We start from the raw sequence: 13,904 nt of genomic DNA, 5'->3' as shown, positions 1-13,904 counted from the left end.
CGCCCCTGACGTTCCAGCAGCCCACTACACTCCCGGCGATGCCTGTGACCAGGCAAGATAGCGAAACGCTGCTGGAGTACTAGTACTGCAACGGTGCTTGTCGTGACTGATGGCCAGGTCGGTCGTTGGTGTGGTTATGGGTGGGGACCTTGCTGATGTCAGGTTGTGGGCGGGTGAACTGGACGCGGTGCATGAGCGGTTCGTGCACCGCTTCAGCAGGTCGGAGCCGCGTGAGTCGGCACTGGCCTACATGCGGGGGCTGATCGCTCCACTGCAGCGGAAGAACGGCTGGACACTGGCGGAGGAAGCCGGCTACACGGGCCCGGACCGCATCCACCGGATGCTGAACCGGATCGAGTGGGACGCCGACGACATCCTCGACGACGTGCGCCAGTACGTCGTCGACCACCTCGGCGACCCAGGCGCCGTCCTGGTCGTGGACGACACCGGCTTCCTGAAGAAGGGGACGCGGTCGGCCGGGGTGCAGCGGCAGTACTCCGGCACCGCCGGACGCACGGAGAACTGCCAGGTCGGCGTCTTCCTCGCCTATGCAACCGACCGCGGGCGGACCTTGATCGACCGCAGGTTGTATCTGCCCACCTCCTGGACCGACGACCGGGAAAAGTGCCGGCGGGCCGGCATCGGCGACGCCGTCGCCTTCGAGACCAAGGTGGCCATGGCCAAGGCGATGATCCGCCGCGCCATCAAGGAGAAGATCCCGTTTCGGTGGGTGACTGCGGATGCCGCCTACGGCTTCTCCAGGGGCTGGCGCTCGGAGTTGGAGCGGGCGGACGTCTTCCACGTCATGGCCACCACCCGTCACGACACCGTGGTCACCCGCTGGGCGATCGACCATCCCGTCCACGACCTGTTGCACGGCCTGGCCCGGCAGAAATGGAAGCGCCGTTCCTGCGGCACCGGGGCGCACGGCCTGCGGATCTACGACTGGGCCCGCATCGAGGTGCGACCGTGGCATCGGCCCGACCGCCGTCACTGGGTGATCGCCCGTCGCAGCGTCGCCCACACCGCAAACCTGCAGGCGGCACTCGACGCGTCCCTCGACGCCTGGCTCCACAACCATGAGCTGCTGGAGACGGCCCTTCCTACGGTGCTTCCCGTACGTGCTCCCCGCCAGCACGAGGGCGTTCCGCTGGCCGTCCAGGCCGGTGTGGTGCTGAGTGAGTCCTCCCCGCCGACGCGGGGGTGTTCCGGCGCATCGGGGCATCGTGATGGTCGGGGTGGTGCTGGTCGGCCTGTTCACCCGGCCCGCGCGGGCCGACGCCTATCGGTAAGCCCTGCTGCTGGAGCTGAAGTTGCTGGTGTCACTGCGCGGTCGCGTCGCGTGGGCGTTTGAACTGACTATGTTCACCGGCGTGGGGGCGGTAAAGGCGCGGGTGCTGGCGGGCTGGGAGGAACGCGCGCGCCACGACGTTCTTCTTCGGCTCGCGCCTTGGCTGGAGGCTCTTCAGTTGCATGTGCGGCATCTGCTCTTCACCGACATGGGGTGCTCGGCGTCTGGCCGGCAGCCCTGTTCTTGGAGCACCTGGCCGCCGTCGTCCCCCACGCCGGTACGGCCGTGGCGGGCGGGGAGGGGTGGTGTGTGCCGATGGCAAGGGGGTGTCGGGGGCATTGGTGTGCAACTTCCCGGGAGGGTGAGGTCAAGCTCCCTGTGAACCGCCGGGTCCGCCCTGCCGTGCGCGTCGCGGAGGGTGGAAGATCGGCCATTTGCTTCCCGGAAGGAGCACCTCACCCTCGGTGGATCTTCACAGGCATGCACATGAAAAGCACACAGAAAGTCCATGATTGGCTGGAGTCTGTGGCCTCTCTGTGTACCTGTGAGTGGCTGATGGTTCCGGCCAACGCCGTCCGCTCGATGAGGAACTCGCTGTACTGAATCGTTCACTGTGCATACAGTTACCGCGCGCCTGACGGGTACCTGACCAGCCTGTTTGTTTCGCGCACATCACTCGACGGCCGGGAAACGGTGTCGCCGTCCTGGGGGAAAGGCCGTATCGCCATGCCGTCGCACCGAGCACTGCTGGGCCTGCGCCGGATGCACATCCCGTGCGTCTGAGGCCTTGACGGGTCGGCATCGCCTCAGTCTGCCGGCGCCCCTCGCCTGGCCGTGTAATCCCTGAAGAAAAGAGAGAGACGCTCCGTTGCGCTCCAGACCCTGGTTCCGCCTGCGCGGAACCCGAATACCGCGAAAACTCTTCTCCACCGTCACCTCGGTGGCCGCGCTCTCCGTGCTGGCCGGTCTGGCCGTCCAGCCGGGTTCGGTGCGGCTCAACGTCGAGCCGGTGAGCGATAGGAAACCGTGGTTCGAGGACACGGCCGCCGAGCAACTGCGCCAGGACCAGTGCCTGATGGGCGAGGTGCTGCGGCTGGGCGGTGTGTCGATGGCCGCGATCGCTCGGGACGGTTTGAACCAGAGCGCGGACAGGCTCCGTGTTCTCGCCAACCGCGAGTATTGGGAGCAGACGCCGCTGGCCGTCGCGTTCGATAAGGACCGGGATGCGGTGTCTGCGGAAAGGAATGCTCTCCAGGACCGGCTGTTCGCGTGGGAGAAGCCCCTTGCCGGCCTGGCCGTGCCGGTCGGGTTGTTCAGTGATGTCACCTTCCAGTGGCCGCCCGGAACCGGCAATGACGGTCAGCAGACGTTCTATGACCAGACGGGCCTGACCGCATGGGCCGCGAGCCGGTTCTGGAAGAACGAATGGGACTTCTACGAGGAATCCACCCCGAAGGCCGACGCCAAGACACTCAAGGCCGTCGACGACCTCGGCACCCCGCTGTACGGAGCGGATCCGGATCCAGTGGGGAAAACTCCCGAGGAGTGGAACCGTGTGCTCGACGAGCACGACGCGTTCGACTGGATGCATGGCTCCTTGCCGCCGGCTGGTGCGGACGACGCCCGTATCTTCCTGTCCTCGGGCGGTTTCCCGCGTACGGCGCCGCAGCCGGGGACCTCGGAGTACCGGATCGCGGTCGAGGATTTGAAGACCCGGTTCGCCTCGTGCGCGTGGCGTGACCCGCTGGACCCGGACCGGGTGCTGGACGACGTCACGGCGACCGCGGCCGGCGAGTGGCAGCAGGAGATCGCCTCCCAGGCCGCGCAGCGCAACCAGATCCTCGGCGCGAGCAACGACTCTACCGACGCCCTGGCCAAGGGCGCCAAGGCGCTCTCGGAGATGCTGGGGCAGTCCTGGGTCGCCGACCACCTCACCCGCTGGCAGGACTTCTGGTCCCCGGGCGGCCTGGGGTACATCGGGGACGCCCCGCTGGTCATCCAGATCCCGGGCGCGACCGGCAAATGCCTCGAAGTCCAGAGCGGGGCCAAGACCGACGGCACGCCGGTCCAGGTCGGCACCTGCAACGGCAGCCTGGCTCAGAAGTGGCAGCTGTACTACGCAGACGGCAACACCGGTCTGAGCAACATCAACTCTCACAAGTGCCTGGCGGTGGTGAACGGCAGCGCTGCCAACGGCGCGAAGATCGAGATCCGCGGCTGCAACGATGCCAAGGCGCAGCAGTGGAAGTTCGACGTGCGCAGCGCCGGCCCGCTGGTGAACGAGGCGTCCGGCAAGTGCCTGCACCTGCTGACCTTCAACAACGGCAGCGACGCCATCCAGTCGGCGTGCACCGGATCCGCCACACAGACGTTCCGTATCGTGCCCGAGGGGCACACCGGCGACGACAAGCTAGGCTATCCGGACGCGGCCCAGTTCACCAAGGCAAGAAACGAGCTTCGGGCGGCCCAGGCGGCAGCGAACTACCAGTACCAGACGCTCAAGGTGCAGGTGAAATCCGCGCAGAGGGCGGCGACGACGTCGAACACGGCGTTGCAGGCGGCGTACGGGATCGCTGATGCGGCGGGTGCTCCGCGGGGTCGTGGTCTGCTGGTGGGTCTGCAGAAGGACCAGGTCACGCAGGGTGCGGCGGCCGCGCTGGCGGCGCTGGAGAAGGCCGGTGAGACCGCCGAGGCGGCGACGCGCGCGGCGGCCGGGGACAGCGCGACGATCGCGCAGCGTGCGCTCGCGCAGGCGGCGCAGTCGAAGGCGGAGTTCCGCAAGAAGGCCGCCGAGGCGGCCGAGTTGCAGGCCAAGGCCGCGGCCGACGCGGCGAAGGTGCACCGGGACAACGCCAGGAAGGACAAGGAGACCGCGGAGGCCAAGCTCGCGGTCGCGGTGAAGGCCGAGGCGGACGCGAAGGCGGCCGCCGCCGACGCGCACGCCAGGCGGCTTTCGGCGGAGGCCGAGGAGAAGACGGCCAAGGCGGAGAAGGCGAACGCCGCCGCCAAGCAGGCCGAGGCCGCCCAGCACCGCCACAACGCCGAGTCCGAGGCGTCGAACGCGAAGACGGCCAAGGACAAGGCCGAGGCCGCCGAGAAGACCGCCGAGAGCAAGCGCGACGACGCCGTGGCGGCCAAGGACCACGCCCAAGAGATGCGGAACGACGCGTGGGACGCCGAGCAGAAGGCCGAGGCCGCACGCGCCAAAGCCGCGGCAAAGGACGCCTACGCCGACTCCCTCGACTCCGGCACCGCGGCCGACGCGGCGCGTGCCGCGGCGGACGAGGCGGACACCGCGGCCGGCACCGCCGAGGCGGCGGCGGGCCGGGCCCGCACCGAGGCGAACGCCGCCACCCGGGCGGCCGCCGACGCGGACGCCGCGGCCACCCGCGCCGAGGCTGCCGCCAAGCGCGCCCGCTCCGACGCCGACGCCGCCCAGGCGGCCAAGCTCAAAGCCGACGCGGCCGTCAAAACCGCCACCAGCGCCGCCGCCGACGCGATTACCGCGGCTCAACATGCCTCCTCCGAGGCGAAGACGGCGGTGAAGCTGGCCGACGAGGCCCAGCAGCACGCCAAGGACGCCAAGACCCAGGCCGACGCGGCCGGCAAGGAGGCGGGTGTCGCGCTCGCCGCCGCCGCGAAGGCCGCCGGGTACGCGCACGTCACCGCCCAGGCGGCCGTGGACGCCGGCAAGGCGGCCCAGCAGGTCGCCGCACCCGCCAACGACGCCGTCCAGCTCGGCTCCGCCTACGTCGACACCGACTCCGCCGCCGGCCTGGTCGTCCTGACCGGCCAGTCCTCCAGGACGATCGCCGAGCAGCAGCAGGCCGTCGCCGACGCGCACGCCAAGAACGCCGCCGCCGAGGCCGACGCCGCGAAGAACCTCGCCGACCAGGCCAAGGGCGACGCCAAGGAGGCGTACACGCACGCGGCCAACGCCGCCAAGTACGCCGCCGACGCCCGCACCTACGCCAAGGAGGCCCTCGGCTACGCCGCCGACGCCGCCAAGGCCGCCGCGGCTGCCCAGGCGTCACTGGCCCGCACCATCGACTACGACCAGCAGGCCGCCGCCGACGCGGCAGCCGCCGACAAGGCAGCCGGCAACGCCGAGGGCTACGCCAAGGACGCCCGCGACTCCGCCGACACCGCCGCGCTCGACGCCGAAGCCGCCCGCTCCGCCGCCGCCCGGGCCGAACAGGACGCCAAGGACGCCCGCGCCGCGGCCGACCGCGCCGACACCGCCGCGACCGAGGCCGAACAGGCCGCAAAGGACGCCGACAAATACGCCAAGGAGGCAGAGGAGGCCGCCGACCGGGCGGAGAAGGCGTCCAAGGCCGAACAGATCGACGCCGGTACCGTCCCCGACGGGAACGGCGGCTCGATCGGCAACATGTTCTACGTCATCGACCACATCGAGCGGGTCGGCGATCCGCAGATCGTGGACAAGACGAGCGCCTGCGACGACTGGATCAGCAAACTCGCCTACAAGGGCGACTGCACCATCACGGCGAAGCTTCCGTACAAAGCCGTCGTCGACCTCTATCTGTGCACTGCTGATGGCAGCGACCCGCAGGAGTTGATGTGTCCCTCGAGTGTCACGACGTACCTGGAGACGGTCAAGACCAACGTCCTCTACCAGAAGGTCACGCACAACATCACGATCGCCGAGTGGCAGGAGAACATCGACCCGATCGACATCCTCTTCGGCAGCTGGATCAAGTGCGCCCAGAAGCTGACTCCCGGCGGTGACAGCGGAAGCTGGGGCGGATGCGGCTGGGCGTCCCTGGACGTCCTCTCCTTGTTCGCGGGCAAGATCCTCCGGCCCATCGCCGACGCTGTCAAAGCAGCAGACGCGGCCGCCCGGACCGGCATCGGCTTCACCGACGCGTGGAATGCCCTCCGCGCACTACCCCTGTCCGAAGAAGCCATCGCCGGGATCGGTGCCAAGGCGCTCGAAGCCCTCGGCAAGGCACGGAAATGGTGCACGGCCAACAGCTTCCCCGGCACCACACGCGTCCTGATGGCCGACGGCACGGCCAAAGAAATCAAGGATGTCAGGATCGGCGACGAAGTTCTCGCGACCGATCCCAAGAGCGGCCTCACCGAGGCCCGCGCCGTCTCCCGCACCATCTACACACCGGACGACACTGACTTCGCCGACATCACGATCGACGTCGGGCGTGCGCGGATCACCTCCACGCAGCATCACCCTTTCTGGTCACCCAGTGCCCGCCGGTGGATAGACGGAGGCGACCTCCGCCCGGGGCAAACGCTGCGGACCAGCAGCGATGCGACCGTCACCGTGTTGCGCGTTCACCGCTTCCACCAGCTTCGCTCCGCCTACAACCTCACCGTCGACAGCCTCCACACCTACTATGTGCTGGCCGGAGCGACACCGGTCCTGGTGCACAACACCAACGGGTGCCCGACAGGGACCATGGTGCTTGGAATCGGCGAGTACTCGGAAGCACTGGCGAAGGAGATCGAGGGGAGCTACACCTTCAACGGCGACGCTTACGCGGCAGTGGTCGGCAGGTCCGGCGGGAAGCCGATCGCCCTGTGGATGACCGAGGTCTCCAACGTCCTGCGCAACAACGGCAAGGTCGCGGTCAGCCTGAAGGGCTTCAACGGAGCCTCGCCGGCTGAGCAGTACGCACTCGCCTACAAGAAGTGGCGTTCAGGCGACTGGGCGGCCACTCAGTGGGAAATGGGCCAGATCGGTCTCCAGATACAGATGGGGAATTTCGAATGGCGGAACATCACATTCTACAGCAAAGAGGGCAAAATAGTGAGCATACCCGAACCGAATTGGGACGTGCTGAATGGATGAGGTGACCCCCGAGTCCACCGGCGCCGAGATGTTCCGATCGGACAGATACTTCAGGGTCTGGCAATACTCCGTCGGTCACCGCAGGCTGCTCCTGCGCAGTAGCCGGGACATGCCGCCGGAGACCCGGATCGACATCCACTTCGCCAACGTCGACCTCATGCTTCTCCGTCCCTATTACGACGGTCTAGTCATCCGCCGGGCCAGCGACGAGGAATGCGAGAAGGTCGGCCTGGACTACGGAGTGGAGGTCAAGCCCGGGCGTCTGTTCGTGCTGGGCGGCGGCCTGCGGAGCTTCGTCGTATCGGCGTCTCCGCAGTGGCACGAGGACGAGGGCGCGATGGATGATCCGTCATGGTTCGGCCACATGCGGGGAACGCGCTGAGAACCGTCCGGGACGCTCGTCCATGAAGAGGCGTCCGAGCGGCCCCCGGGAGAACGAGGGCTTGAGGAACCGGACCGTCGGGACCGCGGCCGTCAAGGGGCCGCCGCACCACCCACGTGGTGCGGCGGCCCCGCGCGTCCCGCACCCCGACACGGCCGGGGCCGGCGCAACGCACCCCACCCCACGGCACCGTTCAGACGCTGGGCCGGGCGCGGGATCTTCGGCCGCCGAGCAGCTCGTAGGAGGCGCGGGACTCCGTCACGCGGGGGCTGGTCAGGGGCACAGCGTCGGTGTACCCGGGAGGACATTGAACGTTGAGGGAGTCCTGCGGGATTCGATAATCGCCTGTTGACTCCGATGTGGTGCAGGGCGACAGGGCCCTCGGCGGACAGCAGCCGCATGTGGAGCTCCTTGCGGCTCATCTCCAGGGAGAAGAACGCGCTGGTGCGCCCGTACTTCATGCTGGCGGCCCGGGCGATGTCCAGGCACCAAGGGTGGACTTGCCCATCGCCGGGCGTCCGGCGATCAGGATGAGCTGGCCGGGCTGCAGACCGAGGGTGAGGGTGTCGAGGTCGGTGAAGCCGGTCGGCAGGCCGGTGAGCTCGCCGAACTTCCGCTTCCCGGCGGCTTGATGTCGTCGAAGGTGTCGTCCATGCCCTCCGAGGCGTCCATCAGTGACTCGTCGCCGCGGTGGCGGACCACGCCGTACAGCCGCTCCTGCGCGCGCTCCACCAACTCGTCGGTGTCGCCATCGCGGGAGTAGCGGCTGGCCGCGATGGCCGTGCCGGCGGTGACCAGGTTCCGGGCGACGGCCGCTGTTACGAAGCCGGCGGCGGTGTCGGGGCGGTGCGGACGTCGCGGACGGCTTGGCGGACCACGGCGCGCACTGTGGCCTCATCGAGGGCCTGGAGGCCGCTGTGGGCGAGTGTGGCGAGGCGGTGGGTGTCAAGTTCCGCGACGTCCTCCGCGCGGCTGGAGACGTCGATCAGGGCGCGCTGGGACAGGCCGTAGTCGAGCGCGGCCGCAGCGACCGGGTCGCTGTCTCGCGTGCGAGACGTCTCGGTGCCGGCGGCGACAGCGCCGTGGATCGCGATGAGGGAGCGGGCGACGTCCAGGAGCCGGTACGCCTGGGCGCGGCTGATGTCGAATTCCGCGTCGCAGTACGACTCCCAGCTGGGAGAGCCGGAACCTCGTACTGCGCCCCATCTGCCCAGACGCTGAACGGGCGGTAGCACTGGGTAAACTGGTTTGTTCTGGTTCTCCAGACCAAACACCACGGGTCGGTGGCGCTACTGCCACGAAACGGTGGTAGCAGCGCTGCCGAACAGCGCCGTGGGTCAAGCAGGCTCTGGCCTCGGGGCTGTATGCAGCAGTTGTGCATAGATCCCGTCCGGAACATCGCAGATCTGCAATGCTATGCAGCGCTCGAGGGAGCGGATCGTCGTGCTCGTGCCCGCGAAGCGGGAGGCGGCGGCCAGGTGCAGCGTGTATAGCAACTGGCTGCGCTGTACCCGGCCGGGGTCGGCTTGCCACCCGTGCAGCATCCGTGTGCCGACTGGCACGTGCAAATGCTGCGCTGCACCACGGACACCGCCCTGCTACACTCGACGGCCATCACCAGGAGCACGAGCAGCAGCGGGTACAGCATGGTGCCGTGCAGGGCGCGCCGATCACCTGACGTCGCGTAGTGGCGGGAAGCGAGGCCGTGCTCGAGGGGTTCGCCGATCTCCTCGCACAACAGTGCCATGCTACCGGTCGCCCGCCCCGCCCCCCGTTATTTTCTTCGCGGTCCTGCAAGAGGGCCGCTGGCCTCCGGGCCCGGCATGGCTGGTCCCCCCTGTCGAACCGATGACCTGGGGGGTGGTGCCACCGGGCCCGAGAGGCGCCGTTGGAGACGCTGATGAGAGGTCCGACTACCGCCCGGCCGAGCGCAATGCCCGGCCGTACACGGGCGACAGGTCTGCATAACGTGGATGCGCGCACGACGCCAACGCCCAGGCCAGCACCGCACGCCCCATCCGGGAGGACGGCTTGAACGAGTACGACGGGATAGGCGCCTTCCTGGGCCTGGATGTCGGGAAGAGCGCTCACCACGGACACGGACTCACCCCGGCCGGCAAGAAGGTCTTCGACAAGCAGCTGCCCAACACCGAACCGAAGCTGAGGCAGGTCTTCGACAAGCTCCGCGAGAAGTTCGGCACCGTCCTGGTCGTCGTGGACCAGCCGGCCTCGATCGGCGCTCTGCCGCTGACGGTGGCCCGCGACACGGGCTGCCAGGTCGCCTATCTGCCGGGCCTGTCGATGCGGCGGATCGCTGACCTCTACCCGGGCGAGGCGAAGACCGACGCCCGCGACGCGGCCGTCATCGCGGACGCCGCCCGCACCATGCCGCACACCCTGCGCTCGCTGGAGCTGACCGACGAGATCACTGCCGAGCTCACCGTCCTTGTCGGCTTCGACCAGGACCTGGCGGCCGAAGCCACCCGCACGAGCAATCGGATCCGGGGCCTGCTCACCCAGTTCCACCCGTCCCTGGAACGGGTCCTGGGCCCGCGTCTGGAGCACCAGGCGGTCACCTGGCTGCTGGAACGCTACGGATCCCCGGCCGCGCTGCGAAAGGCCGGACGGCGCAGGCTAGTTGAGGTAGTCCGACCCAGGGCCCCGCGCATGGCGAAGCGGCTGACCGACGACGTTTTCGAGGCGCTCGACGAGCAGACCGTTGTGGTCCCGGGCACCGGCACGCTGGACGTCGTGATCCCATCGCTGGCCCGCTCGCTCGGCGCGGTTCACGAACAAAGGCGGGCGGCAGAGGCCCAGATCACAGCCCTGCTGGAGGACCACCCTCTTTCCAAGGCCCTGACGTCGCTGCCCGGCGTCGGCGTCAGGACCGCCGCCGCACTGCTGGTCACTGTCGGCGACGGCACCAGCTTCCCCACCGCCGCCCACCTCGCCTCCTACGCCGGCCTCGCCCCGACCACGAAGTCGTCCGGAACCTCGATCCACGGCGAACACGCGCCCAGAGGCGGCAACCGGCAGCTCAAACGCGCGATGTTCCTGTCCGCGTTTGCCGCCCTGCACGACCCCGCCTCCCGCACCTACTACGACAAATGCCGAGCCAGAGGAAAGACCCACACCCAGGCACTTCTCCGCCTGGCCCGACAACGGATCAACGTGCTGTTCGCGATGCTCCGCGACGGCACCTTCTACGAACCAAAAACCCCACGCCTCGCTTGACCAAAGACATAGAGGCCCCCCCGCCAAGTTATTGTCAAGACCTGTGGATCGATGGCCATATGCGGGATCTGACTTTGGAGTCGTTGTGACCGCGTAGGAGTGTCAGGCGAGGCCCTCGAGGAAGTCCGCGAGCGCGGTGTGCAGGATCTCGGGCTGTTCCAGGTGCAGGTCGTGGCCGGTGCCGGGGATGCTCATGGCCATGGTGGCGGGCCGTTGCCGGAGCATCTCGTCGGTTTCCTGCGCGGGGATGAAGCTGGATTTGGCCAGAACGACCAGGGTGGGGCACGCGACCTGCCCCCACTCGTGTCGGAAGGAACGCTGGGCGTTCTCCGCCAGTGAGCGGACCATCACGTCCCGGTCGAAGCGGGGCCACCATCCGTCCTCGCGTTCCTCCAGCCCGGCCGCCCAGCCTGCGCCGACCGGGCCGCCGCCGAGGAACGCGGCTGCCGCGTCGCGTGAGGGGAACGGTGTCGGCCATGAGTCGAGCCAGCCGCCGATGTCCGCGGGGCCGTTCGGGTTTGGACCGCCGGGGCCGGCCTCGACGAGCACAAGCGCGCGGACGAGCCCGGGATGTGCGGCGGCGGTGAGCATCGCGGTGTGGCCGCCCAGCGACTGCCCGACCAGGACGGGCCGCTGCAGCGCCAGACGGTCGACAATGGCGATGACGTCGGCGACGTAGGCGGCGCGGGAGACGTCCCGCGGGTGGCGCTCACTGGCGCCGTGCCCGCGCTGGTTGATCGCGACGACCCGATACCGGGAGCTCAGGCTTTGTGCCAGCACGTCCCACTCACCCGCGTGACCGGCCAGGCCGTGCAGCAGCACGATGGGCTGTCCCGGCCCGCCCCAGTCCCGGCAGACAAGCCGGACGCCGTCTCGCGCTACCACGTGTTCAGACCATGCCACGTCGGCCCCCAGGGAAATCGGCTGGCCTCGATCATGCCGCAACCGCCTCGGGGCGTTGGACGAGCTGGCCACGTTCGAAGCGGGCTCCTGCCCGGACGAGGGCGACGAGGTGGGGCGCGTTCACGGCCCGCCACCGTTGTTGGGCGGACTCGACGAGCTTGAAGACCATGGCCAGGGCGGCGGTGCGGGAGCCGGCCCCGCGGGTGACCTTGGTCCGCAGCCGGACGGTGGCGAACGTGGACTCGATCGGATTCGTGGTCCGCAGATGGATCCAGTGCTCGGCCGGAAAGTCGTAGAACGCCAGCAATTGCTCCTGGTCATCGGTGATCTTCTTGACCGCCTTGGGGAACTTCGCGCCGTAGAGCTGCACGAACGTCTTGGCCGCCACCTCGGCGTGGTCGCGGTCCTCGGCGTTGTAGATGTCCTGGATCGCCTTCTTCGCGCCCGGCTGCGCGGACTTCGGCATGGAGTCGAGGACATTGGCCGTTTTGTGAACCCAGCACCTCTGCTCGTGGGTTTCGGGGAACACCTCGGCCAGGGCCTTCCAGGCGCGCTGGGACAGGCCGTAGTCGAGCGCGGCCTCGGCGGCTGGGCCGGTGTCTCGCGTGCGAGACGTCTCGGTGCCGGCCGCAATGGCACTATGGATCGCGGCCAGGGCGCTGGCGACGTCCAGGTGCCGTTACGCCTGGGCGCGGCTGATGCCGAACTCCGCAGCGCAGTACGACGCCCCAGCTGCCGTGCCCGAGCGGGAGACAGACACGGGCGGCGTGCGTGTCGCGGACCCCGGGCGGCAAGGACCGCCACGGGATGCCGGATGTCGTCCATCGCCTCGCGCAGGTCACCCTCGACATGCCAGGTGAGGTCGCCGACTACCTCCGCATCGTCGAGCCGGAGCCAGCCGCGCCGCGCTCGACCAAGGGACGGCCGTACAGCGTGGTCAGGGCTAACTCTGCGCGTCAGCGCCGTGCACCGCCAGCTCATCGCCCGCTGCCAGTTGCTCGACAGCGGCCAAGGCATCCTGGCCGTTCCGGCCCAGCGCAATGATCTCCGAGAGTACGCGAACCGGGTAAGCGCCCTCACGCGCTGAACAAGCTCGTGGAGTATCCCAAGGCCTGCGCATAGCACGTCATCTCGCCTACGGTCGCCTTCATGAACAGCAACGGCGTAGTGGCGGATGAGGCGGTCCGTGCGGCCTGGGACGCCTACCGGGTCCTGGAGAAGCGGACGCACGCAGAGGAGCGCCGCCAGGCGCAGCAGCGGGTGAAGGCTGCGATGGACTCCTTCGGGCGCGAAGAGGTCTCCCGGGGCACAGTGTTCCTGGTGGGGGTCCTGACCGGGTACCTGATTGCCGAGCCGCCCGGCGGTGGACAGCAGCTCGATCCGCTCAGTGATCTCATTCCTGCTGTGATTCGTCGGCTGCCCTCTTTCGAACTGGCCGACCCGGAGCAGGTACCGATGGTCACTGGTGTCCTCATGGCGGCCGCGATGGGCATGGACACCGTGGCCTGGCGGGACCAGTTCGGGCAGATCACGCCGAAGGAGGCGATGGTTCACGGCTTCGTATTGTGGCTGCTCGCTGATCTCTTCGACTCCCTGGTCGAAAAGCCCGGTGCCATGGACCGGTTAATGCGCGAGACCTTCGAGGCAATGGGCACGCGGGAACGCTGACGTTGGACAAGCCGGCGGAAGGGGCCAGGAGTGGCAGGGGATCGGGCGGTGGCGACGAGGTGCGGATAGCCGAGACGGAGCTGGACGCCATCGCTGCGGCACTGAGCGTGTGCACTGTGGCGATGCGGACCCAGCCCGACGGCATCCAGTGGGCTGCCCTGACCGAGGCGCCGACTGGCTACGACCTCTGTCAAGAACAAGAACACCCTGAACAGCAGCAACCGCGGCATCTGGGCCAGCACCCACAATCAGCTCCCGGCAGGACCATCCCGCGGTTGACCTACGAGCACCTCACCGCCTGCTACCTGTCGCCACGGTCAGGGATGCGCGACCTCGGCGCAGTCCTCGTCCGCGAGTGGGGCCACGACCCGCCGGCATCGCCCTGCCGATCCTCGCCCTCGCCGGTCGACTCGGATTGTTGAGACGAAAGGCCGGAGCCGACCCGTGGGGACTCAGGGGACACCTCAGTGGGGGGGGGGGGGGGGGGGCCCCCCCCCCCCCGCGCGGGGCGCGGGGGGGGGGGGGGGCGGGGGGGGGGGCCGCCCGGCCCCCCCGGGGGGGCCGGCGCGGCGCGGCCCAGGCACCCAAAACGCCAC

Annotated in this window: 7 protein-coding genes and 2 pseudogenes; 5 read left to right on the top strand and 4 right to left on the bottom strand. The window is 68.9% G+C overall.

The window, feature by feature from the left end; translation table 11 throughout:
• Positions 1 to 136 precede the first annotated feature (136 nt).
• The 3 genes and pseudogenes from ACZ4K2_RS36760 to ACZ4K2_RS36750 form a co-directional block, all read left to right on the top strand.
• Positions 137 to 1,036: pseudogene (locus ACZ4K2_RS36760) on the top strand (IS701 family transposase); the annotation flags it as partial.
• A gap of 1,330 nt (positions 1,037 to 2,366) precedes the next feature.
• Positions 2,367 to 7,121, top strand: coding sequence for an RICIN domain-containing protein (locus ACZ4K2_RS36755; RefSeq protein WP_467770017.1), 4,755 nt, complete (start codon positions 2,367 to 2,369; stop codon positions 7,119 to 7,121).
• Positions 7,114 to 7,503, top strand: a complete 390-nt coding sequence (locus tag ACZ4K2_RS36750; protein ID WP_467480683.1) for a hypothetical protein — start codon at positions 7,114 to 7,116, stop codon at positions 7,501 to 7,503. Before ACZ4K2_RS36755 ends, ACZ4K2_RS36750 begins: the two co-directional genes overlap by 8 nt.
• A 457-nt stretch (positions 7,504 to 7,960) precedes the next feature.
• Here the strand turns inward: ACZ4K2_RS36750 and ACZ4K2_RS36745 are convergent, their stop codons facing one another.
• Together ACZ4K2_RS36745 and ACZ4K2_RS36740 are read right to left on the bottom strand one after the other, a co-directional pair.
• Positions 7,961 to 8,401, bottom strand: coding sequence for a DnaB-like helicase C-terminal domain-containing protein (locus ACZ4K2_RS36745; RefSeq protein ID WP_467480684.1), 441 nt, complete (start codon positions 8,399 to 8,401; stop codon positions 7,961 to 7,963).
• Entirely contained in the window at positions 8,322 to 8,738 is a 417-nt protein-coding gene (locus ACZ4K2_RS36740) for a hypothetical protein (protein WP_467480686.1), read from the bottom strand. The genes ACZ4K2_RS36745 and ACZ4K2_RS36740 overlap by 80 nt, the downstream gene beginning before the upstream one ends.
• A gap of 796 nt (positions 8,739 to 9,534) precedes the next feature.
• On the opposite strand from ACZ4K2_RS36740, the gene ACZ4K2_RS36735 reads away from it, so the two are divergent.
• On the top strand, positions 9,535 to 10,737 hold the full coding sequence (locus ACZ4K2_RS36735; RefSeq protein ID WP_467480688.1) for an IS110 family RNA-guided transposase: 1,203 nt from the start codon (positions 9,535 to 9,537) through the stop codon (positions 10,735 to 10,737).
• A 102-nt stretch (positions 10,738 to 10,839) separates the two neighbouring features.
• On the opposite strand, the gene ACZ4K2_RS36730 is transcribed toward ACZ4K2_RS36735, so the two are convergent.
• Entirely contained in the window at positions 10,840 to 11,640 is an 801-nt protein-coding gene (locus tag ACZ4K2_RS36730) for an alpha/beta fold hydrolase (RefSeq protein ID WP_467480734.1), read from the bottom strand.
• Positions 11,641 to 11,671: 31 nt separating this feature from the next.
• A pseudogene (locus tag ACZ4K2_RS36725) lies at positions 11,672 to 12,187 on the bottom strand (transposase); the annotation flags it as partial.
• A 602-nt stretch (positions 12,188 to 12,789) separates the two neighbouring features.
• On the opposite strand from ACZ4K2_RS36725, the gene ACZ4K2_RS36720 reads away from it, so the two are divergent.
• Entirely contained in the window at positions 12,790 to 13,308 is a 519-nt protein-coding gene (locus ACZ4K2_RS36720; protein ID WP_467480690.1) for a hypothetical protein, read from the top strand.
• The last annotated feature ends 596 nt before the right edge of the window (positions 13,309 to 13,904 follow it).

Source organism: Streptomyces sp. NPDC025833 (assembly GCF_055558055.1).
Note: the sequence above shows the minus strand (reverse complement) of the source record. Positions and strands in the feature narration are given on the sequence as shown.

What these genes read in the sequence shown, in the direction of transcription:
- ACZ4K2_RS36755 (WP_467770017.1), top strand. Translation starts at nt 2,367, where the DNA reads ATGGGCGAGGTGCTGCGGCTGGGCGGTGTGTCGATGGCCGCGATCGCT.
- ACZ4K2_RS36750 (WP_467480683.1), top strand. Translation starts at nt 7,114, where the DNA reads ATGGATGAGGTGACCCCCGAGTCCACCGGCGCCGAGATGTTCCGATCG.
- ACZ4K2_RS36745 (WP_467480684.1), bottom strand. Translation starts at nt 8,401, where the DNA reads ATGAGGCCACAGTGCGCGCCGTGGTCCGCCAAGCCGTCCGCGACGTCC.
- ACZ4K2_RS36720 (WP_467480690.1), top strand. Translation starts at nt 12,790, where the DNA reads ATGAACAGCAACGGCGTAGTGGCGGATGAGGCGGTCCGTGCGGCCTGG.